The sequence below is a fragment of the Bradyrhizobium ontarionense genome, assembly GCF_021088345.1.
Lineage (GTDB): Bacteria > Pseudomonadota > Alphaproteobacteria > Rhizobiales > Xanthobacteraceae > Bradyrhizobium > Bradyrhizobium ontarionense.
This window is the reverse complement of record NZ_CP088156.1, coordinates 7,730,981-7,756,438: the sequence shown is the minus strand read 5'-3', so window position 1 is coordinate 7,756,438 and position 25,458 is coordinate 7,730,981. Positions and strand designations below refer to the sequence as shown.

Annotated in this window: 21 protein-coding genes; 3 read left to right on the top strand and 18 right to left on the bottom strand. The window is 66.2% G+C overall.

Annotated elements, in window-relative coordinates:
• Positions 1–41: 41 nt before the first annotated feature.
• The 11 genes from LQG66_RS33900 to LQG66_RS33850 form a co-directional block, all read right to left on the bottom strand.
• The gene (locus LQG66_RS33900; protein ID WP_231320145.1) at positions 42–1,421 is read right to left on the bottom strand and encodes an FAD-dependent oxidoreductase; all 1,380 of its coding nucleotides are present in this window, start codon (positions 1,419–1,421) and stop codon (positions 42–44) included.
• Positions 1,418–2,032, bottom strand: coding sequence for a cysteine hydrolase family protein (locus LQG66_RS33895; RefSeq protein WP_231320144.1), 615 nt, complete (start codon positions 2,030–2,032; stop codon positions 1,418–1,420). Before LQG66_RS33895 ends, LQG66_RS33900 begins: the two co-directional genes overlap by 4 nt.
• The gene (locus LQG66_RS33890) at positions 2,029–4,089 is read right to left on the bottom strand and encodes a hydantoinase/oxoprolinase family protein (protein WP_231320143.1); all 2,061 of its coding nucleotides are present in this window, start codon (positions 4,087–4,089) and stop codon (positions 2,029–2,031) included. Before LQG66_RS33890 ends, LQG66_RS33895 begins: the two co-directional genes overlap by 4 nt.
• The gene (locus LQG66_RS33885; protein ID WP_231320142.1) at positions 4,086–5,819 is read right to left on the bottom strand and encodes a hydantoinase B/oxoprolinase family protein; all 1,734 of its coding nucleotides are present in this window, start codon (positions 5,817–5,819) and stop codon (positions 4,086–4,088) included. The genes LQG66_RS33890 and LQG66_RS33885 overlap by 4 nt, the downstream gene beginning before the upstream one ends.
• Positions 5,816–6,700, bottom strand: a complete 885-nt coding sequence (locus LQG66_RS33880; protein ID WP_231320141.1) for an isocitrate lyase/PEP mutase family protein — start codon at positions 6,698–6,700, stop codon at positions 5,816–5,818. The genes LQG66_RS33885 and LQG66_RS33880 overlap by 4 nt, the downstream gene beginning before the upstream one ends.
• A gap of 43 nt (positions 6,701–6,743) precedes the next feature.
• A complete protein-coding gene (locus tag LQG66_RS33875; RefSeq protein ID WP_231320140.1) occupies positions 6,744–7,445 on the bottom strand; it encodes an ABC transporter ATP-binding protein in 702 nt (233 codons plus the stop codon).
• Positions 7,438–8,181: an ABC transporter ATP-binding protein gene (locus LQG66_RS33870; RefSeq protein ID WP_231320139.1), complete on the bottom strand. Its 744-nt coding sequence runs from the start codon at positions 8,179–8,181 to the stop codon at positions 7,438–7,440. The genes LQG66_RS33875 and LQG66_RS33870 overlap by 8 nt, the downstream gene beginning before the upstream one ends.
• Positions 8,181–9,152 (bottom strand): branched-chain amino acid ABC transporter permease, encoded by a 972-nt coding sequence (locus tag LQG66_RS33865; RefSeq protein ID WP_231320138.1) that lies wholly within the window; start codon positions 9,150–9,152, stop codon positions 8,181–8,183. The genes LQG66_RS33870 and LQG66_RS33865 overlap by 1 nt, the downstream gene beginning before the upstream one ends.
• Positions 9,149–10,021 carry a branched-chain amino acid ABC transporter permease gene (locus tag LQG66_RS33860; protein ID WP_231320137.1) on the bottom strand — a complete coding sequence of 291 codons (873 nt, stop codon included), beginning with the start codon at positions 10,019–10,021 and terminating at the stop codon, positions 9,149–9,151. The genes LQG66_RS33865 and LQG66_RS33860 overlap by 4 nt, the downstream gene beginning before the upstream one ends.
• A 332-nt stretch (positions 10,022–10,353) precedes the next feature.
• On the bottom strand, positions 10,354–11,577 hold the full coding sequence (locus LQG66_RS33855; protein ID WP_231320136.1) for an ABC transporter substrate-binding protein: 1,224 nt from the start codon (positions 11,575–11,577) through the stop codon (positions 10,354–10,356).
• The gene (locus LQG66_RS33850; protein WP_231320135.1) at positions 11,574–12,398 is read right to left on the bottom strand and encodes a GntR family transcriptional regulator; all 825 of its coding nucleotides are present in this window, start codon (positions 12,396–12,398) and stop codon (positions 11,574–11,576) included. The genes LQG66_RS33855 and LQG66_RS33850 overlap by 4 nt, the downstream gene beginning before the upstream one ends.
• Positions 12,399–12,557: 159 nt before the next feature.
• Here LQG66_RS33850 and LQG66_RS33845 point away from each other — a divergent pair, with 159 nt between their 5' ends.
• The 3 genes from LQG66_RS33845 to leuD all read left to right on the top strand — a co-directional run bounded on the left by LQG66_RS33845 (position 12,558) and on the right by leuD (position 16,646).
• Positions 12,558–14,546, top strand: coding sequence for an oxidoreductase (locus LQG66_RS33845; protein ID WP_231320134.1), 1,989 nt, complete (start codon positions 12,558–12,560; stop codon positions 14,544–14,546).
• A 61-nt stretch (positions 14,547–14,607) separates the two neighbouring features.
• Positions 14,608–16,029: a 3-isopropylmalate dehydratase large subunit gene (leuC, locus tag LQG66_RS33840; RefSeq protein ID WP_231320133.1), complete on the top strand. Its 1,422-nt coding sequence runs from the start codon at positions 14,608–14,610 to the stop codon at positions 16,027–16,029.
• On the top strand, positions 16,026–16,646 hold the full coding sequence (leuD, locus tag LQG66_RS33835) for a 3-isopropylmalate dehydratase small subunit (protein ID WP_231320132.1): 621 nt from the start codon (positions 16,026–16,028) through the stop codon (positions 16,644–16,646). Before leuC ends, leuD begins: the two co-directional genes overlap by 4 nt.
• 950 nt (positions 16,647–17,596) lie before the next feature.
• Here the strand turns inward: leuD and LQG66_RS33830 are convergent.
• From LQG66_RS33830 to LQG66_RS33800, 7 genes are all read right to left on the bottom strand, one after another.
• Positions 17,597–19,276: a methyl-accepting chemotaxis protein gene (locus LQG66_RS33830; RefSeq protein ID WP_231320131.1), complete on the bottom strand. Its 1,680-nt coding sequence runs from the start codon at positions 19,274–19,276 to the stop codon at positions 17,597–17,599.
• Positions 19,277–19,509: 233 nt separating this feature from the next.
• Complete coding sequence (locus LQG66_RS33825; RefSeq protein ID WP_231320130.1) at positions 19,510–20,949, bottom strand: M20/M25/M40 family metallo-hydrolase; 1,440 nt, start codon at positions 20,947–20,949, stop codon at positions 19,510–19,512.
• Between the two features lie 130 nt (positions 20,950–21,079).
• A complete protein-coding gene (locus LQG66_RS33820) occupies positions 21,080–21,427 on the bottom strand; it encodes a RidA family protein (protein WP_231320129.1) in 348 nt (115 codons plus the stop codon).
• Between the two features lie 7 nt (positions 21,428–21,434).
• A complete protein-coding gene (locus LQG66_RS33815; protein ID WP_231320128.1) occupies positions 21,435–22,568 on the bottom strand; it encodes an NAD(P)/FAD-dependent oxidoreductase in 1,134 nt (377 codons plus the stop codon).
• Entirely contained in the window at positions 22,565–23,983 is a 1,419-nt protein-coding gene (locus LQG66_RS33810) for an NAD(P)/FAD-dependent oxidoreductase (protein ID WP_231320127.1), read from the bottom strand. The genes LQG66_RS33815 and LQG66_RS33810 overlap by 4 nt, the downstream gene beginning before the upstream one ends.
• Complete coding sequence (locus LQG66_RS33805; RefSeq protein WP_231320126.1) at positions 23,980–24,276, bottom strand: (2Fe-2S)-binding protein; 297 nt, start codon at positions 24,274–24,276, stop codon at positions 23,980–23,982. Before LQG66_RS33805 ends, LQG66_RS33810 begins: the two co-directional genes overlap by 4 nt.
• A gap of 34 nt (positions 24,277–24,310) precedes the next feature.
• Positions 24,311–25,450, bottom strand: coding sequence for an NAD(P)/FAD-dependent oxidoreductase (locus tag LQG66_RS33800; protein WP_231320125.1), 1,140 nt, complete (start codon positions 25,448–25,450; stop codon positions 24,311–24,313).
• Positions 25,451–25,458 lie beyond the last annotated feature (8 nt).

Here is a 25,458-nt window from a genome sequence, read left to right as displayed (position 1 = left end):
CCTCTCCTCTTGTCGCAATCGACATTGTCGCTCCGGCGCGCTCAGTGCGCCAGCCCCGCGACGCGGCCGAGCGCGATGGCCGTGAGCAGGCCGTTGCCGGAGAGATAGCCCGAGGCGTCGGCGCCCGAGACGCCGCACGCGGCGCCGCCGGCGGCGAAGAGATTGTCGATCGCGCGGCCATCCTTGCGGACGACGCGCGCGCGGTCGTCGATGACGAGGCCGCCTTGCGTATGGAACAGCGCGCCGGTCACCTTCACCGCGCGATACGGCGGCACGAGCTGCGGTACGCCGACGAAGCTGCGGCCGAAGCGATCGACGTGCTGCTGTGTCTTGGCGTCGGCCACCTCATCGCAGGTCGCCGCGAGCGCATCGGCCGGCACGCGCATGGCTGCTGCAAGGCTCGCGACATCCTCCGCTTCGAGCACTGCGCCATGGTCGACGGCATTGCGAAAATCCTCGAACTGCGCGGCGATGCCGGCGATGCGCGCGTCGAAGATGGTCCAGGCGATGCCATCCCGCTGCGCCAGCACGTGAGCCGCCTGCTCGGAATAGCCGCTGGCTTCGTTGGAGAAGCGCGCGCCTTGCGCATTCACCTGGAAGCCGCCCTCGGTGATGGTGGCCCAGCTGATGAGGATGCCGGCGGGATGCGCCACCGAGCCGTGGCCCTGATGGCCGCCGAGATCGCGCGTCGCGGCGCTCAGTTGCTCGCCCCAGGTCAGTGCATCGCCCTGGTTGCCGACGTGACCGAAGTAAGTGGCGTCTGCCATTTGCGGAATGTGCCGCGCCACCAGCGCCGGATTGCCGCCATAGCCGCTGCAGGCGAGGATCAAACGACCGCAGCCGATCTGGTCCGTGGCGCCGTCGGGCCTCGTAAAGCGCACGCCGACGATGCGCTGCGTAGGATCGACCAGCAAAGTCGTCGCATGCGCGTCGCAGAGAATGTCGATGCCGGCGGCCTCGGCGGCCGTGCGCAGCCGGTCGATGAGCTCGCGGCCCGAACGGCTCGGCAGGCCGTGCATGCGCAAGGCGGAATGGCCGGGATAGGTGAAGTTGTCGACCAGAGAGAGCGGCAACTGATGGCGGTCAGCGAGCCATTCCAGCGTCGGACCGATCGTCCGTGTGACGAGCCGGACCAGATCAGGGTCGGGCTCAGCATGGGCCTTGCGCGTGATGTCGATCGCAAACAGCGACGGACAATCCTCGATGCCGAGCGCGGCCTGCCAGCGCGTGCCCGCCGCCGGGATCAGTCCCGCCGACAAGGCCGTCGAGCCCTGCGGAACGCCGTCACGCTCCAGCACCAGCACGCTCTCGCCATTCTCGACCGCCGACAGCGCCGCGACGAGCCCGGCGGCACCGGCGCCGATGATCAGGCAGTCGACCGCGACCTCGGGCGCATGGTCGATGGTCTCGACCCTGCTCATGGCGCCGCCAGCTCCGTCATGGCCTCCGCGATCGCGGCGACGCGGCACACCGGCTTCAGCGCTGCAATCGCTGTATCATGCGTCTCCGCCGTGAATGCCGCACAACCGTCCTCCAGCACCACCGTCTCGAAATCGCGGATATGCGCGTCGCGCACCGTCGAGGCGACGCCGCCATTGGTGACGATACCGGCGACATAGAGCTTCTCGATGGCGCATTTGCGTAAGACCCATTCCAGCCGCGTCATGTAGAACGCGGAATAGGCGATCTTCTCGATCGTGATGTCGGCCGGCTGCAGTGGATCCACCAATTGGTGGCCCCAGGCGCCCGGCAGGAAATCGCCCTTGGCGAGGAAGGGCCGCAACTGCTTCAGATGCGGCGAGATCAGGGGCTCACCGCCCTTGCCCGGCACCAGCGTGAACTGCGTCGAGATGACGAAGCCTCCCTTGACGCGCATCAGGTCGGCGAACGGCTTGAGTCGCGGCGGCAGCGCCGCGATCGATGCAGCGGTCTGCCCGGCGCGCCCATAGGCGCCCTTCGGATCGAGAAAGTCGTTCTGCAGGTCGACGATCAGCAGCGCGCTGTGCGTGGTCGGAATGACGTGATCGCTCATGAATGACGCTCCACGATGACGTTGCCGAACGAATCCACCCGCGCCTTGAAGCCCGGCGCGATCACCGTGGTCGCATCGGGCTGCTCCAGGATCGCAGGTCCCGCGATCTCGCTACCGACGGGCAGATCGAGCCGCGCATGGATCGCCGTGCTCCACCATTCGCCGTCGAACCAGACCTCGCGCATGCCGAGCCGGGCCTTGGCGAGATCGGCGCTGGCGTCGGGCGCGAGCGCCGAGAGATCGAAGCGCGGCCGCACGCCGATCGCCGCCGTGCGCAAATTGACGATCTTGATCGGCACGCCCGGCAACAGCCGGCTGAAGCTCTTCTGATAGGCGGTCTCGAATGCGGCGCGCACATCGTCCGCGGTCAGCGCGATCATGCCGTCCTTGATCTCGACCGGGAGCGTGGCGCGGATGGTGTGAGTCTGGCCGACATAGTGCATGTCGAGCTCGAACATGATGTCGATGCGCTCGACCGCTAGCCGCGCGTCCTTCACCACGGCCTGCGCATGCTCCGCCTCGGCCAGCATCCAGCGCGTCAGCGCTGCGATGTCGAGACCATCGACGAACATGTTGAGCGTCTGCACCTGGTCGTGGCGGATGTCGGCGATGACGCAGCCGAGCGCCGAGGTGACACCGGGATAGCGTGGCACCAGCGCCGCCTTGAGCCCGACATCCTTGATCAGCGCCGAGACGTGCAGCGCGCCGCCGCCGCCGAACGGCACCGCCGCGAAACGCGCCGGATCATGGCCGCGCTCGATCGACATCAGCCGAATGGCGCCGGCCATCTTGCTGTCGGCGATGCGCACGATCGCTTCCGCCGCTTCCATCACGCCGAGGCCCAAGGGCTCGCCGACGTGCTTGGCAATCGCACGCTTGGCCGCCTCGACGTCGAGCGCCTTCAGCTTGCCGCCGATCGGCCTGTCCGCATTGATGCGGCCGAGCACGACATTGGCATCGGTCAGCGTCGGGCGCTCGTTGCCGCCGCCATAGCAGACGGGACCCGGCCGCGAGCCTGCGCTCTCCGGGCCAACCTGCAGCAGGCCGCCGGCATCGACATGGGCGATCGAGCCGCCGCCGGCGCCGATGGTCGTGATCTCGATCATCGGCGTGCGCACGACGAGGCCGAAATCGATCGTCGTCTGCGCGGCCAGCGAGGTCGCGCCGTCGACCACCAGCGACACGTCGAACGAGGTGCCGCCGAGATCGCCGGTGATGACGTTGGGGAAGCCAGCAGCCTTGGCAATTTCCGCCGCAGCGATCACGCCCGCGGCGGGTCCCGACAGCGCGGTGCGGATCGGGAAGCGCCGCGCTGCCGCGGTCGACATCACGCCGCCATTGGACTGCACGATGTGGAAGCGGCCATCGAAGGCCTCGCCCGCCAGCGCGTTCTGCAGCTTCTGCAGGTAGGAGCCGACGACGGGCTGCAGATAGGCGTTCAGCGCGGTCGTCGAGGTGCGCTCGAACTCGCGGATCTCCGGCAGGATCTGGCTCGAGCAGGCAACATTGTCGTTGGGCCAGATCGCCTGCACCGCGTCGAGCGCGCGGCGCTCATTATCCGGATTGGCAAACGCGTTGATGAACACGATCGCCAGCGCCTGTGCCCCCTTGGCGAGCAGCTCCTGCGCCCTCGCGGTGACCTGCGCGACGTCGACAGACACGCGAACCGTGCCGTCCGACAGCACGCGCTCATCGACCTCGGCGCGCATGTCGCGCTCGACCACGGGGATGAAGTCGCCCCACAGGCCCCAGGTGTTGCGGCGGTCGCGCCGGCGCATCTCCAAGACGTCGCGGAAGCCTGTCGTGGTGATCAGGCCGATGCGCGCGCCCTTGCGCTCCAGCAGCGCGTTGGTGCCGACGGTGGTGCCATGCACGATCGAACTCAGATCCGATATCTTGCCGAAGCCCTGCAGACCTTCGAGGAAGCCCACCGCCTCGTCACCGCGGTTCGACGGCACCTTGTTGGTGCGGAACGTCCGCTTCGCCTCGTCGAAGTAGAACAGATCAGTGAAGGTGCCGCCGACATCGACGCCGACGATGGTGCCGAGCTTGCTCATGCCGTACCTCCCGCGCGCAACGCGCGTGTGGCGGCCTCGTCGATGGCGCCGTCGGCCGACAGCGCGACCTTGTAGACATCGCGCGCCTGTTCGCACGAGACGAAGCCAAGCGCGACGTCGTGCGCAACCGCCGCCGCGGGCCGCGCCTCCGGCGGGCCCCAGCCGCCGCCTCCCGGTGTCTCCAGCCGCACGCGCCGGCCCGCCTTCAGGTGCAGATCGGTGATCTTGGAGACCATCGGCGGGCTCGCCTCGCCGTCATCGGTCTGCCAGGAGAAGCGATTGAGCGCAGCGCTTCCGCCCCCGGCGACGCCGAACGGCGCCGCCTTGCCGCGCTCGCCGAGCAGCGCCACATCGGCGTCGGCCAGCAGCTCGACCTCGTAGATCGCGCCGACGCCGCCGCGATGGGTGCCGGCACCGGCGGAGTCCGGGCGCAGCGCCCATTGCGTGAACATCACCGGATAGGCCGCTTCAAGAATCTCCACCGGCGGAATGGTCGCGGTCGAGATCGGGTTGTTGGCGTGGTTGAGGCCGTCGGTTTCCGGATTGCCGCCGAGGCCGCCGCCGAAGAAGGAGAACATCACGAAGCGGCTATTGTCCTTGCGATGGCCGGCGATCGACAGCGCGTTGATGGTGCCGAACGGCGCAGCGGTGGCGCGCGACGGATCGGCCTTGGCGAGCGCGCCGAGCACGACGCCGATCAGGCGGAGGATGGTCTCGGTATAGCCCGCGACCGGCTTCGGCGGCCCCGCCGCGAGCAACGAGCCCTCGATGATCTCGAAGCTAATCGGCCTGAGGCAGCCGGCATTGGCGGGCACCTCGGTGAAGATGTGCTTGAGCGCGACATAGCAGGCCGCGATCGTGGTCGAGCGCGAGATATTGATCGGGCCCTTGCAGGCGCCGGACGAGCGCGTGAAGTCGAGCGTCATCGTGTCGCCGGCAATGGTGACGTCGAGCGCCACCGTCAACGGTTCGTCGACGATGCCGTCATTGTCGAGCACGTCCTCGAACGAATAGGTGCCGTCCGGCAGCGAGGCGATCGCAGCGCGCATCAGGGTCTCGGCGCGATCGGAGAACGCCTCGAAGGCATCCGCCACGATGCCGTCGCCATACTCGTCGAGCAGCGCGCGCAGTCTGATCTCACCGAGATCGAGCGCGTTGAGCTGGCCGTTGAGATCGCCCCAGTTCGACATCGGCACCCGCGAATTGGCCTCGATAATCCCCAGGATGTCGTGATTCATGCGCCCGGCCGCGATCAGCTTCACGGGCGGAATGCGCATGCCCTCCTGAAAGCTCTCAACCGCCTTCGGATTGTAGCCGCCGGCGACGTTGCCGCCGATGTCGAGCCAGTGCCCGACCGAGGCGATCCAGCAGAACACACGACCCTCGCGGAACACCGGGCGGACGAGACGGAAGTCGTTGAGATGCGTGCCGCCGTCATAAGGGTCGTTGAAGATGAAGGTGTCACCCTCTTCGAGCCCGCCATCCTTCTCGACCTTGGCGATGACCGCGCGTACGGCGAACGCCATCGCGCCGACGAAGATCGGCAGGCCGCCCTGCCCCTGCACCAGCGTGTCGCCCGTGGTCGCATGATAGATGCCGTGACAGGCGTCGCGCGCTTCGGCGATGGTCGGATTGAACGCCGAGCGATACAGCGTCGCGTCCATTTCGTCGGCGATCTGCTCCAGCCGGCCCTTGAGCACCGCGAGCGTGATGGGATCGAGCATGGTCATGCCTGGCCCTCCGCATCCAGATTGGCGGCCTCGTAGCGGGCGCCCTTCGCCAGGATATCGGCGGTGCCGAGCATCGCGTTGAGGCCGGTGAAGTCGAGCATACGGTCGGCGAACGGCCGGGTCGAGCCGGCCTCGGCCAGCGACGCGTAGTAGGCACGCGCGGCGAAGGCGAGCGCGCGTACGATGCCGCCAGGAAAAATCACGAGCTTGAAGCCGAGCGCGCCGAGCTCGGCCGCGCCGTGAATCGGCGTCGAGCCGCCCTCGACCATGTTGGCGACCAGCGGCCGCTTGGACGCGAGACGGCCCGCGATCGCCGACAATTGCTCGCTGCTCTTGGGCGCCTCGACGAACAACACGTCGGCACCGGCCTCGGCATACTGTTCGGCGCGCGCGATCGCGGCTTCCATGCCCTCGGTCGCCAGCGCATCGGTGCGCGCGATGATCAAGGTCTCCTCGGATTGGCGCGCATCGAGCGCGGCCTTGATCTTGCCGACCATCTCGCCGGCGCCGATCACGGTTTTGTCCGTGAGATGGCCGCAGCGCTTTGGCGTGGTCTGATCCTCGAGCTGGATCGCGGACGCGCCCATGCGCTCGAACAGCCGTACCGTGCGCTGCACATTCAGCGCATTGCCGAAGCCGGTGTCGGCATCGACAACAACAGGAAGGTCGACGCGGTCGCGGATGACAGCGACGGTGTCGGCGACCTCCATCATCGACACCAGGCCAATGTCGGGGCGGCCGAGCTTGGTATAGGCGATGCCGGCGCCGGTGAGATAGAGCGCCTTGAAGCCGGCTTCGGCGGCGATGCTCGCGGTCAGCGCGTCGTACACGCCGGGCGCGATCGTCGTCTCGGCTGATGCCAGAGTGGATCTCAGGCTCATTGTGGTTTCCTTGTTCTTCTCAGTTTCGCTGATGCGCCGATCTCTAGAGACCGAGATAGGCGCGCTTCAGCTCGGCATTGGATTTCAGCTCAGTCGCGAGCCCCGACAGCGTGATGAGGCCGTTCTCCATGATGTAGGCGCGCCCCGCGAGCTCCAGCGACTGCACCACGTTCTGCTCGACCAGCATGATCGCGAGCCCGGATGCCGCAAGCCGCGCGATCAGCGCGAACATCTCCTCCACCATTAGCGGCGACAGGCCGAGCGACGGCTCGTCGAGGATCAGCAGCTTCGGCTCGCCCATCAGGCCGCGCCCGATGGCCAACATCTGCTGCTCGCCGCCGGAGAGCGTGCCGGCATATTGGCGCGCGCGCTGCTTCAGCTTCGGGAACGTCGCATAGACCTGCTCGATTTTTTCAGCCCGGCCGCGCCGCGGCCGGCAATAGGCGCCAAGCTCGAGATTTTCGCGCACCGACAAATTGGGGAAGATCTTGCGTCCCTCCGGCACATGGATCAAGCCGGCCGAGACGATCTGCGGCGCAGCGGCGTGCTCCAGCGCCGCACCGTTGAAGCGGATGGAGCCTGCGGTTGCCGGCACCAAACCCGAGAGCACCTTGTTCAAGGTGGTCTTGCCGACGCCGTTAGAGCCGAGCACGGCGACTACCTCGCCCGCCTTGACGTCGAGGCTGACGCCGCGCAGCACTTCCGTTCCGCCATAGCCGGCGCGGAGATCGCGGACCTCAAGCATGGGCCTGCTCCGCGCGCAGCCGCTCGGCGGCGCCGTGACCGAGATAGGCCTCGATCACCTGCGGATCCTCGCACACGGCCTTGGGCTCGCCTTGCGCGATCATCCGCCCCTGCGACAGCACATAGACCTTGTCGCAGAGATTCATCACGGCCTGCATGATGTGCTCGATCATCAGGATGGTGACGCCCTGGTCGCGGATCGCGCGCACCAGCGGCAGCACGTCGCGGATCTCCGATGGATTGAGCCCGGCCAGCACCTCGTCGAGCAGCAGCAGACGCGGCTTCGTCGCGAGCGCACGTGCCACTTCGAGCCGCTTGCGCCCGGCGACGGTGAGATCGGACGACGCCTTGGTGAGATCGCCGCCGAGGCCGACACGCTGTGCGATCTCGGCCGCCTGCCGCATGGCCTCATCAGCGTGCGGCGTGTGCAGGTAGGCGCCGACGGCGATGTTCTCCTGCACGTTCAGACCTTCGAACGGCTGCACGATCTGGAAGGTGCGCGCGATGCCCTGCCGTGCCCGCACATGCGGGGCCAGCGCGGTGATGTCGCGGCCGTCATAATGGACCGCACCGCCATCGGGCTGCAGGAAGCCCGCGACCATCGCAAACAGCGTGGTCTTGCCGGCGCCGTTCGGCCCGATCAGGCCGGTGATCGATCCCTTGGCGACCGACAGCGAGGCCTGGTCGACCGCCACGAGGCCGCTGAAGCGCTTCGTGAGTGCCTTGACCTCCAGCATCACGCCTCCTTCGCCTTTGCTGGCGCGCGCAGGCCGAGACTCTTCATCAGCATCACCAGCCCGTTCGGCGAGAACGCCACCGACAGCACGAGGATGACGCCGAACACCAGCAGGTCCATGCCCGGAATGCCGCCCGAAACGCACTTCGTGAGTTCGCCTAAACCCAACAGCACAATCGCGCCGATCAGGGGACCGAGCACGGTGCCGGCGCCGCCGACGATGGCCGCGAACAGCGCCTCGATCGAGATCCAAGAGCCGAACGCGACGTTGGCGTCGATGAACAGATAGTTCTGCGCATAGAGGCAGCCGGCGGCCGCGGTCAATGCGCCGGAGATCGCGATCGCCTTCATCTTGACCGCGAACACGTCGACGCCGAGCGCCTGTGCCGCCTGCTCGTTCTCGCGCAGCGCCACGAGATAGGCGCCGAAGCGCGAATGCTCCAGCCACCAGCTGACCAGCAGGCCGATCGCGACGAAGCCGATGGTGATCAGCAGGAAATAGCGGCGATCGGCGAATTGCAGATAGGGCAGCCCGGTCTGCAGCTTCAGCAGGATGCCGGCGGCGCCGCCGGTGAAATCGGTACTGTTGGCAAGGATGCGCGCGACCTCCGCGAAGGCCAGCGTGATCAGCGCGAAATAGGAGCCCTTGAGTCCCGAGCGGAAGCTGAGAAAGCCGATGACGGCGCCGACCAGTGCGCCGAGCGCGATGCCGACGACGAGTGCAATCCACGCGTTGATACCAAAGCGGGTCTGCAGCACCGCCATCGCATAGGCGCCGGCGCCGAAGAAGGCGGCGTGGCCGAACGACGACAGGCCGGCATAGCCGCCGAGGATGTTCCAGCCCTGCGCCGCCAGTGCGATGATCATCATGAAGATCATCAGGTTCAGCAGCGCGCCGGACAGGCAGGCGAAGGCAATCGTGGCGAGCGCGACAACGATGATGGCGAGCGTCGGCAGCCTGGGCCTCATCATGTGCGCGCTCCGAACAGGCCGGTCGGGCGCACCAGCAGGGTGACGATGAAGATCAGGAAGATGCCGATCTGGCCGAGGCTGTCACCGAGAAACAGGCTGGAGGCCGCCTCGACCACGCCGATCAAGAGGCCGCCGATCAGTGCGCCGGGAATCGAGCCCATGCCGCCGAGCACGACGATGGTGAAGGCCACCAGCACGAAGGCCGCGCCGGTCTTCGGGCTGACATAGAAGGACGGCATCAGGAGGCCCGCAGCGACCGCGAGGCAGGCGCAGCCGATCGCAAAGGTCATGGCGTAGACGTGCGGCACACTGATGCCGACGAGGCTGGCGCCGAGCTTCTCCTTCGCCACTGCACGGATCGCCTTGCCGATGTCGGTCTGGTGCAGCACCAGCCAGAGCAGCAAGGTGGTGGCGATGGTGACGCCGAAGCCGACCACGCGCGGGAACGACAACAGCAGCGGACCGAGCTCGACGACCTTGAATGAATAGTCGCTGGTGATCGTCCTCGTGTCCGACTGGAACGCGGCGAGCAGTGCGTTCTCGATGATGATCGACAGTCCCAAAGTGACCAGCAGAATGCCGTTGTCCTTGCCGTGGCTGGCGGGCCCGATGATGAAGCGCTGCAAGGCATAGCCAAACGCGAACATGACTGGGGCGACGACCAGGATCGCCAGATACGGATCGAGCCCGAAGCGCGCGCAGGCGAGCCACACCATGAACATCGCCACCGTCAGCAGCGCGCCGTGGGCGAAGTTCACGATATGCAGCACGCCATAGATCAGCGTCAGGCCGAGCGCGATCAGAGCATAGATCGCGCCCAGCATCAGCCCGTTCAACAGCGCCTCCACGACGATCTGGGGCGAGTACATCACATCCTCTGTTTCAGCAGACGCTGTATGCGATCCACCTGGTACGCGACCCGATTGCCGCTTGCTCGATCTTCACCTCTCCCCGCCTGCGGGGAGAGGTCGGATTGCATCGACAGATGCAATCCGGGTGAAGGGGGTACAGGTCTAGCCGCAGACACTTCCCGTGCGGCTGCCCCTCACCCCAACCCTCTCAGCGCGAGCGAAGCTCGTCGCGGCCCCGTAAGAACGGGGAGAGGGAACGCACCACCGTCGCGGCGAACGCTCGGATCCAACGTGAGCGAGCACTGGGCTGCAGCGTTCTACCGCAGCTCGTGCCTCATCCCCCCGCCCAATCAGCCGTTGATCGGGAACACCGGCTTGGCGTCGGCGTAGTCGGCTGGATAGATCACCTTGATGTCCTTGCCCTGCACCTGCGTGTTCAGCGGCAGCGCGCTCAAGTTCTGGCCCTTGGCGTCGAACTTGGTCTTGCCGTAGGGCATGATGCCGCTGTCGAACTCGCCTCCGGCCAGCGCCTCGATGATCTTGGCGCGGTCGGCGCTGCCGGCCTTCTCGACGGCCTGCGCAAACACCTTCATCAGCGAGTAGTTGATCGGCGTATTGTAGGCGTAGAACTTGCCGGCCGCGGTCACCGTCTCGCGCAGCTTGGCCGTGATCGGGCTCTTCGGATCGCCCCAATGATTGCAATCCATCACGCCCTGAGCGGCTTCCGGAAACTCGTTGACGAACCGGTAGCTCGACGCGGCGCCGCCGAACACGGCGTAGATGCCCTTCGGACGGACGCGCTGCTGCTGCAGGGTGCGCGCCATCAGCACGAACTCGTTGAAATAATGCGACGGCACGATCAGGTCGGGATTGAGCGCGCGCAGCCGCAGCACGACGTTCGACATGTCGCGCGCGGGGGTCGGATGCGCGATGGTCTCGACGATCTGGAAGCCGAGCGACGGCAGCTTCTGCTGCATGATCTTGGCAAGGCCCGAGCCGAACAGGCCGTCCTCGTGCACGATCGCAACCGTCTTCACCGGCTTGCCGGCGTCGTCATTCAACTTGACCAGGTTCTTCAGCGCGACATCGGTCGCCATGCTGAAATTGGGATTGAAGCGGAAGGTGTTCTTCAGGCCGCGCTCGGTGATCGTATCGGCCACCGCACAGTCGACCACGAAGGGCAGATCATAGCGTGCCGCGGTCTGCGTCGCGGTCAGCGCAATCCCTGAAGCAAAGCCGCCGAGCACGGCGGCGACGCCGGCCGACTGCAGCTCCTCGGTCGCCTGCGCGCCGGCTTCCGCATTGGAGCGGCTGTCGCCGAGCACGAGCTCGAGCTTGGCGCCGCCGAGCGCCTTGATGCCGCCGGCGTCGTTGATCTCCTTGACGGCATATTCAGCGCCGATCCTGGCGAGATCGCCATCGAGCGCAAAGGCGCCGGAGATCGGCTGCAGCAGGCCGACCTTCACCGGCGCCGGCTCGGCGCGGAGAAGACCGGGTGCCGCCAGCATCGAGGTGAGCGCAACACCGCTCTTGAGCACGGTGCGGCGTGACAGTGACCTTGAACGACGCGTCATGACTTCCCCACTTTCCTGACTGGCGGCCGCCGGCGCGGGCGCTCCCTGCGGTACACCTCGGCGGTCGGACTCCAGTGCCGGTGCCCTTCGTCGCCCGTCCGTTCGAGGTTCATCTGCAATGTGTAGCGGTCGGGCCGGTAGAGCGCCTGCAGATGCTCCATCGGATGACCTTGCTTGTCGTAGACCGTGCGGCGCAGGGCCACGAGCGGCATGCCGACGTCGACGGCGAGCGCCTCGGCCACATCGGGGCCCGACAGCACGGCGCTGATCTCCTGCCGCGCTGATGCACTGGTCAGCCCCGACCGCTCGATCAGCTCCAGCAGCGGCATGCGTGCAAGATCCTCGCGCGAATAGAGGCGACCGATGCGCTCAGACACATGAGCGACGAGATAGGAGAACGGCACGCCGTCGACGAGGCGGACGCGGACCGAGCGCTGCGAGCGCTCGTCCGGCGCAAGCTGCAGCGCCTCGCGGATCTGGTCGGGCGGCGTGACATAGTCGAAGGCCAGGAGGCGGACGTCGGTGGAGCGCCCCATCTCGATCAGATGCGCGAACACGTTGGCGACGTCGGCCAGCACCGTCCGCACCTTCGACGCCGGGCGATGCACGAAGGTGCCAAGACCGCTCTTCTTCTGGATGAGATCCTCCCCCGCAAGCAGATCGAGCGCCTGGCGGACGGTGACGCGGGAGACGTTGTGCTCCTCCGCCAGCGCGAACTCGCCCGGCAGCCGCTCGCCATCCGCAAGCTCGCCGGATGCGATCTTGTCCTTCAAGAGCAGGTAGATCCGTCGTGCCTTCAGTGGCTCGGACGCGGCGCGCAAGGTGGGCTGGCCCCAGTGATTTTGAGCTATCTTGCTTTCAATACATGAGGTGTATAGAAAATATGACAGCTTAGGTCAACGGGATTCGGCCACCGCAATCGAAGCAAGGATCGAGCCATGGATTGAACCTTGGATCGATCGCTGGGAGGATCACGCGATTTGTCGCAGCATCAGCCATTTGCGCAGGCCCTGAGCCCGCTCGACGTCGGTCCGTTGCGCTTCCGCAACCGCATCTTCGTTCCGGCGCACACGACCAATTTCGGCTGTTATCACCTGCCGAGCCCGCAGCACCTCGCCTATCACCGCGCCCGCGCGCGCGGCGGCGTCGGCGCGATCATCTTCGAATCCATCCGCGTGCACGCCAACTCGCTCGGCCGGCCGCAGGCGGTGTGCGGCTTCGATCCCGCCTGCATCGATCCGTTCCGCCGCATCACCGATGCGGTGAAGGCGGAAGGCGCATCCATGCTCGGCCAGATCATCCATCTCGGCCGGCAGGTCGAGGGCGATTTCGAGCGCACGGTGGCGTGGGGCGCCTCGCCGATCCCGTGGTCGATCTCGGCGCTGCCGCCGCGGCCGATGGACGAGTTCGACATGGAGGAGGTGATCGAAGGCCACCTCGTCACGGCACGCAATCTGGTAGCCGCCGGCTTCGACGGCATCGAGCTGCAGATGGCGCACGGCCATCTGCTGCAGCAGTTCATGTCGCCGCTCTCCAACAAGCGTGATGATGACTATGGCGGTTCACTGGAGAACCGGCTGCGCTTTCCGGCCCGCGTGCTCGCGGCCTTGCGCGCAGAGCTCGGCACCGGCTTCTGCCTCGGCATCCGCATCAGCGGCGATGAATACATCGACGGCGGGCTCGGCATCGACGAGGTCGAGCGCATCGTGCCGATGCTGGCGCGCGGGACACGAATCGACTTCGTCAACGTCTCGCACTCGGCCTATGTCGCGAGCTATTCGCTGGCGACGCAGATGGCCGACATGGCGTTTGACACGGCACCGTTCCGCACCCTGCCCGCGCGCATCCGCCGCGAGCTGCGCGCGGATGGTTTCGACACGCCGGTGTTTGCGGTGTGCCGGTTCACCGGACTGGATGAAGCCGATGCCATGATCGCGAGCGGACAGGCGGATGCCGTCGGCATGGCACGCGCGCATCTCGCCGAGCCGGCGATCGTGAGGAAGTCCATCGGGGGCCGCCTTGACGAGATCCGCCGTTGCATCGGCTGCAACCAGGGCTGCGCCGGCATGCTGGAGCGGAACCTGCCGATCCGCTGCCTGATCAATCCCATCGCGGGGCTGGAAGACCAGTTCGAAGAGCCCGAGGCGCTGCCGCGCGCTGCGGCGAAGAGAATCCTCGTCATCGGCGGCGGTCCCGCAGGGCTGGAGGCCGCGCGTGTCGCCGCCGCGCTCGGACACGACGTAACGCTGTGGGAGCGCAGCGATCGGCTCGGCGGGCAGTTGCGCACGGCCTGGCTGATGCCGAAGCGCGCCAACTTCACGGCGTTCGTGGAGTTTCAGATCGCGGCGCTGACGCGGCTCGGCATTTCCATCGTCTTCAACACAGAAGCAGATGCCACCGCGATTGCGGCATTCGGCGCCGATCGCATCATCCTGGCAACGGGCTCGACCACCACGGCGATGTCTATTCCCGGCAGCGGACCTTTGTTGACCCTGCCCGACGCGCTCCAGGCGCCGGACAGGCTCGGCGCGTCGGTTGCCGTGTTCGACCGCACCGGCGAATGGGGCACGCTGGCAGCGCTGGAACATTTCGCCGACCTCGGCAAGGCCGTGACGCTGTTCGTGCCCGCGGCGAGCTACGCCTGGCGCACCACGGTCTATTCGACGCTCGCCAACAGCCGCCGCCTTCGCGAGCGAAGGGTGCGGATCGCGACGTTGCGCGCGGTGCGATCGTTCGACGGCGAGGTCTTGGAGGTCGAGGATCTCTCGACCGGCGACATCGAGCGCCTCGCCGGCTTCTCGGCGCTGATCGCGATCGACCACAACCGCGCCGACCAGACGCTGTATCTCTCCCTGCGCCGCGCCCGGCTGCCGGTGATCCAGGCCGGCGACAACAATGCGCCGCGCACGGCGCTGGAGGCGACGTATCAAGGCCACATGGCGGCGCGCGCCCCCTTCCCATCAGCATGACGGATGACGACATGAAGAACCGTCGCGCGCTGATGACGAGATCGGTTGAGGACCTGCAAGCATGACGGATGAAGCACGGCAGCAGCGCACGCTGTTCGACAAGGTCTGGGATGCGCATGTGGTGACGCGCCGCGAGGACGGCGCGGACCTGTTGTTCATCGACCGTCACCTCGTGCATGAGGGCTCGTTCCACGCCTTCAACAAGCTGAAGGAGAAGCACGCCAAGGTGCGTCGCCCGGACCTCACGATCGGCGTCGCCGATCATTACGTGCCGACACGGACGCGCGTGCTCAGCGAGATCGCGCCTGACATCGCCGGCATGATCAGGCAGCTCGACGACAATTGCCGCGCCAACGACGTCCGCATCTTCGGCTTCGACGATCCGCGGCAGGGCATCGTCCACGTGGTCGGGCCCGAGCAGGGTCTCACCCTGCCCGGCCTCACCATGGTCTGCGGCGACAGCCATACCTCGACGCATGGCGCGTTCGGCGCGCTGGCCTTCGGCATCGGCGCCTCCGAGGTCGCGCATGTGCTGCTGACGCAATGCCTGTGGCAGAAAAAACCGAAGCGGATGCGCATCACCGTCGACGGCGCCACCGCGCCCGGCATCACCGCCAAGGACATCGCGCTGTCGATCATCGCCGAGATCGGCGCCGACGGCGCGCAGGGGCACTCGGTCGAATATGCTGGAACCACGATCCGCGCGCTGTCGATGGAAGGCCGGCTGACGCTGTGCAACCTCGCGATCGAGAGCGGCGCCCGCTGCGGCATGATCGCGCCGGACGAGACCACATTCGCCTATGTGAAGGGACGACCGTTCGCGCCCGAGGGCGAGATGCTCGATCGCGCCATCGCCGCCTGGCATGACCTCGCGACCGATGCAGACGCGGCCTTCGATCGCGAGATCGCGCTTGATGGCCTGGACATCGCGCCGACGGTCACCTGGGGCATCAGCCCGGAGGACGCACTGCCGATCGGCGCGCACGTGCCCGACCCCGCCGGTCTCGACGATCCATCGCGCGCGAGCCATGTGCGCGAGGCGCTGGACTACATGGGACTGACCGCGGGCCAGGCGCTCGACACGATCCGGATCGACCGCGTCTTCATCGGCTCCTGCACCAACAGCCGCATTGAGGATCTGCGCGCCGCAGCCCACGTTCTCGCCGGCCGCAAGGCGTGCGTACCCGGCCTGGTCTCGCCCGGCTCTCACCTCGTCAAGCAGCAGGCGGAGCAGGAAGGCCTCGACCGCATCTTCATCGCTGCCGGCCTCGACTGGGTCGGCTCGGGCTGCTCGATGTGCGTCGGCATGAACGGCGACCTCGTCCCATCGGGTGAGCGTTGCGCCTCCACGACCAACCGAAACTTCAAAGGCCGGCAGGGGCCCGGCGCGCGCACGCACCTGATGTCACCTGCGATGGTCGCGGCCGCGGCGGTGACCGGCCATCTCACCGACATCAGACCACTGCTGAGGCGCGACGTATGAAGCCGTTCGATATCCTGCGGACCACCGCCTGCGCGCTGCCGCTCGCCAGCATCGACACCGATCAGTTGATTCCGGCGCGTTTCATGAAGCGCTCGCGCGCCGACGGCTACGGGCAATATCTGCTCCACGACATGCGCTTCGACGAGACGGGCGAGGCGCGGCCTGATTTCCCGCTCAACGCGGCGACCGCTGATGGCGCCGAGGTGCTGGTGGCCAGGCGCAATTTCGGCGCCGGCTCCTCACGCGAGGCGGCCGTCTACGCGCTGGCCGATTTCGGCTTTCGCTGCGTGATCGCGTCGAGCTTCGGCGACATCTTCGCCTCCAATGCGGTCAACAACGGCCTGCTGCCGGCGCGAGTCGGCGAAGCCGACGTGGAGGAGATTCTCGCACTGCTGCAGACTGGGGGAACCGCGATCACGGTCGATCTCAATGACTGCCTGATCCGACTCGGCAACCGCACCTTCTCATTCACCGCCGATCCGATCTGGCGCACCAAGCTGCTGAATGGCTGGGACGATCTCGACCTCGCGCTGTCGCTCACCGGCGACATCGTCGGCTTCGAAGAACGCGACAGGGGCCAACGCCCCTGGGTCCAACTGGAAGACAACCAGAGCTGACCGACCTCCAAAAAGAAGGGAGCCGCCTGCACCATCGGTCCAGGCGGCCCAAGTCCAGGGAGGAAACGCCCCAAGAAGGGCTTTGTTTGCTCTACTACACTAGGTGAGTCGCGGGTATCCGGTTGTTACCGGAGGTTGCTGCCCTCAACCGGTTCCCTAGCCAGCCAGGAATACCGCTACGGGATGCTTGCTGCACGAGTCCGGGGAAGAACAAACCACCGTGATCAGCGCCACATCGTCGGTATGACGAGCGGCGGCTTGTCTTGGTCCTCCTGGCTGATCACGCCGTGATCATCACTTGCGTGGTCCAGGCCCGCCTCGGGCTCGATTGCAGGCGACCGGTCGAGCTGGAGCAGTGGAACCGTATCGGATGGAACCGCAGGGGTCCGTGTTGCAGAGTCCGGTTCACCGCCAGCCCGATGTATATCGGAACTCGGCTGATGACGGGGCTGATCAACGGGGTCGTGCATGCGACAGCTCCGAGCCCTGAAGCGACAGTTACTAATCCCCTTCGAGATTAGGCGATATCAACTGCGTTAATCCATGCGCGATCTCGCCGCGTGCGGCTGATTCGACCGCAACGTGACGGAACGCGGTCTCCATGCCATCCTTTCGTGGCCACGCGATGACGGCTTCTGCGCTGCGGCAATCAGACGGCACGGCACATGCGGCGCACACCCGTTCGGCCGCGAGCTGATGGAGATGGGTGTCATTTTCCGACGCGCAGCGCATGGAGAAGCAAGCGTTCCTGCATCGGCGACGTCGTTGGAATTCAACAAGGTCGCACAGATGCGCCGGTCAGCGCCGCGCGGTCCGAACCGACGGAGCAAGATAGGGCCTCTCTCGCGACATCAGCCGAAGCCCACGGCGCGAAAGATCAATGCTCAACGACGAACCTGCAGTGCGGAGACGATTCGAACCGAATCATCTCACTCAGGGTATGATGACTTTCAGGCCGCACGGACCTTGCTCAGGAACTGGTCCACGGCGCTGCGCAGCATGCTGGACTGACCGTCGAGGTCACGGGCATTCGACAGCACATTGCTCGCCGCCGTACCGGTTGCCTCCGCGGCGGCACTGACTCCGCCGATGTGGGCGTTGACTTCGCTGGAACCTGCTGCCACCGACTGGATGTTGCGGGCGATTTCCTGGGTCGCGGCCCCCTGCTCTTCGACGGCTGCCGAGATCCGCATGGTGATCTGGCTCATCTGAGCGATGGTGCCGGTGATGGCGCTGATCGAGTTCACGGCTTCGCTGGTTGAGGCCTGCATCGCCGAAACCTGAGCCGAGATCTCCTCGGTGGCCTTGGCGGTCTGGCTCGCGAGCGCCTTCACCTCGGACGCGACGACCGCAAAGCCGCGGCCGGACTCTCCGGCTCGCGCGGCTTCAATCGTCGCATTGAGGGCAAGCAGGTTGGTCTGCGCCGCAATGCTGTGAATCAGTTGCACGACTTCGCCGATCTTCTCGGCGCCGCTCGACAGTTGCTGGACCGTCGCGTTGGTGCGCTCCGCATCGCCGACCGCCTTGCTTGCAATCTCGCTCGATTGCGATACTTGCCGGAGCACTTCGCTGACCGAGGCGGACAGCTCTTCGGCGGCAGCCGCGACGGTGCTGACGTTATCGGACGATCTCGCCGACGCAGCGCCAACGCTTGAGGCCCGCGAGCTGGCATCGCTGGCTGTCGCCGTCATCGATTGCGCACTCGCCTGCATCCCGGTTGCAGCGGCCGACACCGAACGGACGATGCCATTGACGCTACGCTCGAACTCGTCAGCAATCCTCTGCAACGTCGCCTGACGTTCTGCAGCCGCGCGAGCTTGGTTTTCCGCCTCGAGCTGCTCAAGTCCGCGGATCCGCACGGCATTGTCCTTGAACACCTGCACCGTCTTAGCCATGGCGCCGACTTCATCGCCGCGACCGACGCCCGGGATCTCGTCATCGAGCGAGCCGTCGGCCAGCGACTTCATGCGCGCGCCGAGCACGCCCAAGGGTCGGGTGATGCTACGACCGATCAGCCAGGCGATCACGCCGGAAACGCTGCCAATCATCAGCATCGCGATACCGATCGCCGCGATGAGCGGCTGAAGCTTGAGATCGAGATCGTCCAAATAGGCGCCGACGCCAATGAACATGTTCCAGGCCGGGATGCCCCCCACGTAGGACATCTTCGGGATCGGGAGTTGCTGGCCCGGCTTGACGAAATCATACTGTACCGTGCCCTCGCCGGCTTTGGCGACCATGTCGCGGAGCATCCGTGTCACCGGCAGGCCGTTGACCAGGACCTCGAGCCGGTTGGTGCCCGGCTTGAAGCCGGGCAGGTAAACGACCGTGCCGTCCATGTTGTAGACGAAGAGATAGCCAGTGCCGTTGTCATAGGTCATCGGCTCGATTCGATTGACGAACTCGGCAACCGCCGCCTCCTTTGTCAGCTGACCGGACTCGACTTTTTTCTGCAACGACAGCGCAACGTTGCGCCCGACCTCCATCATGGCTCTCAGCTGATCTGTCCGCTCGGCCAACATCTCGCGCTTGACCATATAGGCCGCGAGAGCACCGGCTACACACAGGCCGATAATCGTCACGCTCACGAGAATGACGAGCTTCCATGTGATCTTCAGATTGAGTTTCACGGTAATTTCCTCGGTCTACAGTGACCGAAGGTTACCGGACGTAGTCTTTTGATTTAATTACTTGCGGCATCCAGCCAGCTGACGCGCCAACAATTCATTGAGCACATCCAAGGGATCGGCATCCGTACAAATACGGATTTAGGTGTCCTGATACAGAGGATGCGTGAGCAACGATGATGCCTGCCGCAACAACTTCCCTCGCGGAGAGGATGAGCCGCAGCGTGGTCAGGCAATCAATCAGCCGCGGGCTTGCCAGAGGATCGGGCCGGCGCGGCCCCCTCACCTTCTCGGCTTGAGCCGACGCGGTCGAGCAGCGCGGCCCCGGTGCGGATGCCGTTATAGAAGCAGTCGATCGTCATGTTCTCGTTCGGCGCGTGATTGGCCTCGTCGGCATTGGCATAGGGAACGACGAAGGCGGGCAGGCCCAGGATCTTGGTGAAGACGTAGTCCGGCAGGCTGCCGCCGGTGCATGGAAATTCGAGCGGCATCACTCCTTGCGCGAGCGCGATCGCATCACGAACGATCACGCCATAAGGCGTGTCGAGCGGCACGCGCGACGGCAGCATGCCCCCGCGCGGGATGAACTCGACCTCCGGAGCGTGCGTTTTCACATGGGCCTCGACTTTGGCCAGCACGTCGTCCGGCGTCATCGCTTCGACCAGGCGGATGTCGCACTTCACGAACGCCTCACAGGGCAGAACGGTCTTGCTGCCGGGGCCGCCATAGCCGCCGTGCAAGCCGTTGATGGTGAGCGTCGGGTGGAACATGAGCCGCTCATAGTAGCCGCGCTCCGCCGGCGCATCGAGGCGGCTGAGACCGAGGCTCGCCTTGGCGCCGTCGAGATCGAGCGGCAGGCGCTTGACCGCAGCGACGTCCAACTCGCTCGGCGGCACGATCGCATCGTGCAGGCCATGAATCGTGATCTCGCCGGCCGCGTTCTTCATCGTCCCGAGCAGATGAACGAGGGTCCAGATCGGGTTCGGCACGATGCCGCCGAGATTGCCGGAATGCACGTCGCGGCTGGCATGCCTGGCGCGAAGCTCGAACGAGCACATGCCGCGCACGCCATAGGTCATGGTCGGCCGCCCCGAGGGATGCATCGGGCCGTCGGCGGTGACCACGAAATCGGCCTTCAACTTTTCGCGATGCTCCGCGACGAAAGCGGCAATGCGCGGGCTGCCGATCTCCTCCTCGCCTTCGAGCAGAAAGATCACGTTGCAGGGCAATTCGCCATGCACCTTGAGATGGGATTCGATCGCCATCAACTGCGCGAAGTGCTGGCCCTTGTTGTCGCCGATACCGCGCGCATAGATGCGGCCGTCGCGGATGGTCGGCTCGAATGGCGGACTCAGCCACAGCTCGAGCGGATCCGGCGGCTGCACGTCGTAGTGGCCATAGAGCAGCACGGTCGGCGCGCCAGGCTTCTTCTGCCAGCGTCCGAGCACCATCGGATGGCCGGCGGTCGGCACCGTCTCGGCCTCGAGCCCGATCTCGCGCAGCATCGTCACCAGGAGCGCGGCGACCTCGGCGATGCCGACATTGTGCGCGCTGATCGAAGGATGACGGACGTAGTCCATCACGCGGCCGAGGAAGCGCTCCTTCTCGGCGTCGATGTGGCGGAACACGGCATCGAGGCCAGCGGAGGGAGACGGCAGATGGCGCGCATCGGTCATGAGCTATTCTCTCGTGTCAAGCGTCCGACATGTCTTGACCGAAACGGATAGGAAATCAATGACCGGAGACGCGCGGGCGTGCACCCGCGCGTCCGTCGCAATCAATGCAAGGGATTGTAATCCGCCATGTTCAACCCTTGATCGCAGTGACGACGATCTCGATCAGCGCGCCGCCGCCAAGATCGGCAACGCCGACGGTGGCGCGCGTCGGCAGATCGTCGCCGAAGAACTCGGTCCAGACCGCGTCCATCTCCTTCTTCTTCGACAGATCCGTGACGAAGATCTGGCCGGAGACGACGCGCGACTTGTCCGTGCCGGCCTCTTTCAGGAAGCCGTCGATCTTGCCGAGGATGTTGCGGGTCTGCTCGCCCATCGACACTGAGGTGTCGTCGGCGATGGTGCCGCCGACGAAGACGAAGCCGTTGGCCTCGACGATGCGGTGGTGGATAGCCGAGCGGATCTTGCGGATGATGGTCATCATGTCCTCATGCTGTTGCTGAAGTGGAAGGATTTCGGAACCGCTCGATGCTGAGCTCTCCGATCTGCGTCTGGGTGCCGCCATGGACGATCAGCTCGGCCATGACGGCGCCGGCGCCGGGGCCGAGCTGAAAGCCGTGCAGGGAGAAGCCGAACTGGTGATAGAGCCCCTCGTGCACGGCGCTTGGCCCGAACACCGGAATGTCGTCCTGCATGCGCGCCTCGATGCCGGCCCAGGCGCGCACGATTGTCGCGCTGCGCATCACCGGAAACAGCTCGAACACCGTGCGGGCGCTGATGGCGAGGCTGCGCCAGTCGAGCACGGTCTCGTTGCGATCTTGGTCAGGAATGGCAAGATGCCCGCCGCCGATCAGCACCGTGCCGTTCTTGAACTGCTTGAACGACAGCTTGCGGCCGCGCAGGATCACCACGGGATCGATGAAATGCGGGACGGGCGAGGTGATCATCAGCATCGGTGCAACGGTCGTGACCGGCACCGGCTCGCCGAGCTGCGCGGCGACGCGGCCGGCCCAGGCGCCGGCGGCGTTCACCAGGATGGGCGCGGCATAGGTGTCCCCCTCGACGTCGACATGCCACAACGTGCCCTCCTTGCGGATGTTCGTCGCAGCCATCCCTTCGCGGACGATCGCCCCGAGCTGTTCCGCCTTGCGGCGGAACGCGGTGGTGGTCTTGGCGGGCTGCGCGGCGCCGTCGCGGCGTGACACCACGCCGCCCGGACAGCTCTCCGCCACAGCCGGCACGAGGCGGCGCAGCTCCGCGCCGTCGATCAGTTCCTCATGGGTGAAGCCGCGCGCATTGAGATCGGCGACGCGGGCGCGGCAGGCGTCGAGCTCCGCGTCGTTCTCGGCGACCAGCACCTGGCCGAAACTCTCGAAGCCGCAATCATCGTCGACGAGTTCGGCGATGTTCTCCCAGATGCCCATTGAGCGGATCGACAGCGGAATCTCGGCGACGTCGCGCGCGAGCTGGCGCACGCCGCCGGCATTGACGCCGGAGGCGTGGCGGCCGGCATAGTCTTTCTCGATCAGGACAGGCTTGAGCCCGGCGAGGCAGAGATGCAGTGCCGTGGAGCAGCCGTGGATGCCGCCACCGACAATGATGGCATCCGCTCTCACCGTCATCCGCGCACCACGGCCTTGGTCGCCTCGTCGCTCTTGGGAAGGCTGGCAAGCTCCGACAGCATGATCGGCTTCACCGGCGCACGCAGGCGATAATAGCCGATCTCCTGCGGGCTCTTGCCGCGCGCCTCCGCCATCAGCTCGGTCACGGTGAGGCCGCACAGCCGGCCCTGGCAGGGGCCCATGCCGGTGCGGCGATAGGCCTTGAGCTGGTTCGGCCCGGTGGCGCCGATCGCGACCGACTCGAGCACGTCCTTGGCCGTGATCTCCTCGCAGCGGCAGACGATGGTGTCGCCTTTCGGAATGCGGAACTGCTTCGCCGGCTGGAACAGGACATCGAGGAAGGCGCGGCCGCGTTCGGCGCGCTTGAGTTCGCTGCACAGGGACTGAACAGATGGAAGCTTGGCCACGGCCTGCGGCGCCAGCGCTTCGACCGCAGCGCGGGCCGCGATACGCCCACGCCAGATTGCGGCCTGCGCGCCGCCGATGCCGGCGCCGTCACCGGCAATTGCGATGCCGGGAACGGAGCTGTTGCCGTCGGCATCGAGCACGGGAGTCCAGCACAGCTGCAGATCGCTCCAATGATGCTCGACGCCAGCGGCCATCGCCAGATTGACGTTCGGCACCACGCCCTGATGCAGCAGCAGGAGCTCGGCCGGCAGCGTCTCGCGCTTGCCAGCGGCGACATAGCTCACGCTTGCAAGCTGACCGTCGCCGCCTGCGGACAATTCCGTGACGCCCTTGATCACCGATACCTTGGCCTTGACCTCGCGCATCATCGCCAGGCCCTTCATCAGATACGGCGAGCTCATGAAGGCAAAGGCATGAGGCAGCGCTGTGATGTAGTTGGTGCGCGGCGTGGTGTCGAGCACGCGATCGATGCGGCCGCCGAGGCGCAGGATCTGGGCCGCGAGCAACCACAGCAGCGGCCCCTGTCCGGCGATCACGGTCGGACAATCCGGCACGAGTCCGGAGGATTTCAGCATCGTCTGTGCCGCGCCCGCCGTCATCACGCCCGGCAAAGTCCAGCCGGGGATCGGGAACGGGCGCTCCTGCGCGCCGGTTGCGACGATGACGCGCCTGGCCTTGATGAAGGCCGAGCCGCCGCCGACGGAAACGCCGAGCTCCAAATTGCGGTCGAGGCTCCACACCGTGGCGCGATGGATGATCTCCGCGCCGCTGTCGCGTGCAGCCTCGGCGATCTCGGCCCCGGACCAGTAGTCGGTGCCGAGCAACGCTTCGCTCTTCACCGGCGTCGAATTGATCGCGCGCCAGACCTGTCCCCCGGGGCCGGCATTCTCGTCGAGCAGCAAGGTGGACAACCCGGCACCGGCCGCCGTGGCAGTCGCAGCGAGGCCGGCCGGACCGGCGCCGATCACCACGACGTCGTATTGATCACGTTTCGGCGCCGCGCTCATTTGCCGATCTCCCGCTTGCCCTTCTGGATTTCGATTTGCATGCCCTCAACGACGGGCACCAGGCAGCCCTGCCGGTTGCCGACGCCATCGATGGTGACGAGGCAGTCGAAGCACACGCCCATCATGCAATAGGGCAGCCGCTTGGCGCCGCTGACGGCCGTAGAACGGCGGACGTCGAGCCCGGAGGCGAGCAGCGCGGCCGACACAGTGTCGCCTTCGCGCGCGGCGACCGCCTGGCCCTCGACATGGATCGTCACCGATCGCCTCGCATCCCCGTCAGTTCGTTTGAACATCGTCGTCTCCGTGGCCGTCTCGGGCCGCACACTTTCAGTAATAGCCACTGCCGCCGGCTCCCACTTCGCTATCGAAGCGCTTGGCCGTGAAGGCGCCGATCAGCTCCGGCTCCAGCGCGCCCTCTTTGACCATCCGTGCGATATCGAAGGCGTGGTTGGCCGCGAGCGTCACGCCGGAATGGCAGCAGGCGACGAAGGCGCCCGGATGCGTCTCCGACTGCTCATAGATCGGAAAGCCGTCCTTCGGCATCACGCGGATGCCGGTCCAGCTCCTGACGACGTTGAGCCGCGAAAGATGCGGGAACGTGCGCTGGGCGCGATCGGCCATCACGGCATTGATCGGATGGTTCTGGACGCGATCGTCGAGCTCGTCCTCCTTGCTGTCACCGATCATCACCGTACCCTCGTCGGTCTGGCGGATCGTCGTCAGGGGATGCGGCAGGAACGGCATCGTGCGCTCGGTCACGACGATCTGGCCGCGCGTGGGTCCCATCGGCGCCGACAGTCCGACCATCGGCGCCAGCGTCTGGTTGGCGTTGCCGGCGGCGAGCACCACCTTGGCGGCGCGCACCTCGCCATGCGCCGTCGTCAGCCTGAACTCGTTGCCGTCACGCGTGATCGCGCTGATCGGCCGCTCCGGCAGATAGTCGACGCCGAACTGCTTCATGCCGGCATGCAGCGCGCGGAAGGTGCGCAGCGAATTCACATGGCCATCGTAGGGACAGAAGCTGCCGCCGGAAACCTCCGGCCCGATCAGCGGCAGCATCTTCTTCACCTCCGCCGCCGGCAGCATCTCCATCTGATAGTCGGCGGCGCCGACCTGGTTGTGCATGCGCGCGACGAGCTGACTGCGCTGCTCGTACTCGGCCTCGCCCAATGTGAGATGAAAGCCGCCATTCTGCTGCAGCACGACGTCGAGGTCCGTCTGCGCCTTCAGCTCCTCGGCAAGCTTCGGCCACGCCTTCGAGCCGCACACGGTCCAGCCGGTATAGGCCGGCATGCCCAGGCCCTTGCTCTGCACCCATACCAGCGCGAAATTGGCGCGCGAGGCGCGCTTGGCGATGTCGCCCTCGTCGAGCACGGCGACCCGCTGGCCGAGCCGGCCCAATCCCCATGCGATGGCGGAGCCGAGCAGGCCGCCGCCGACGACGGCGACGTCATAATCCTTGTTCATCATATCTC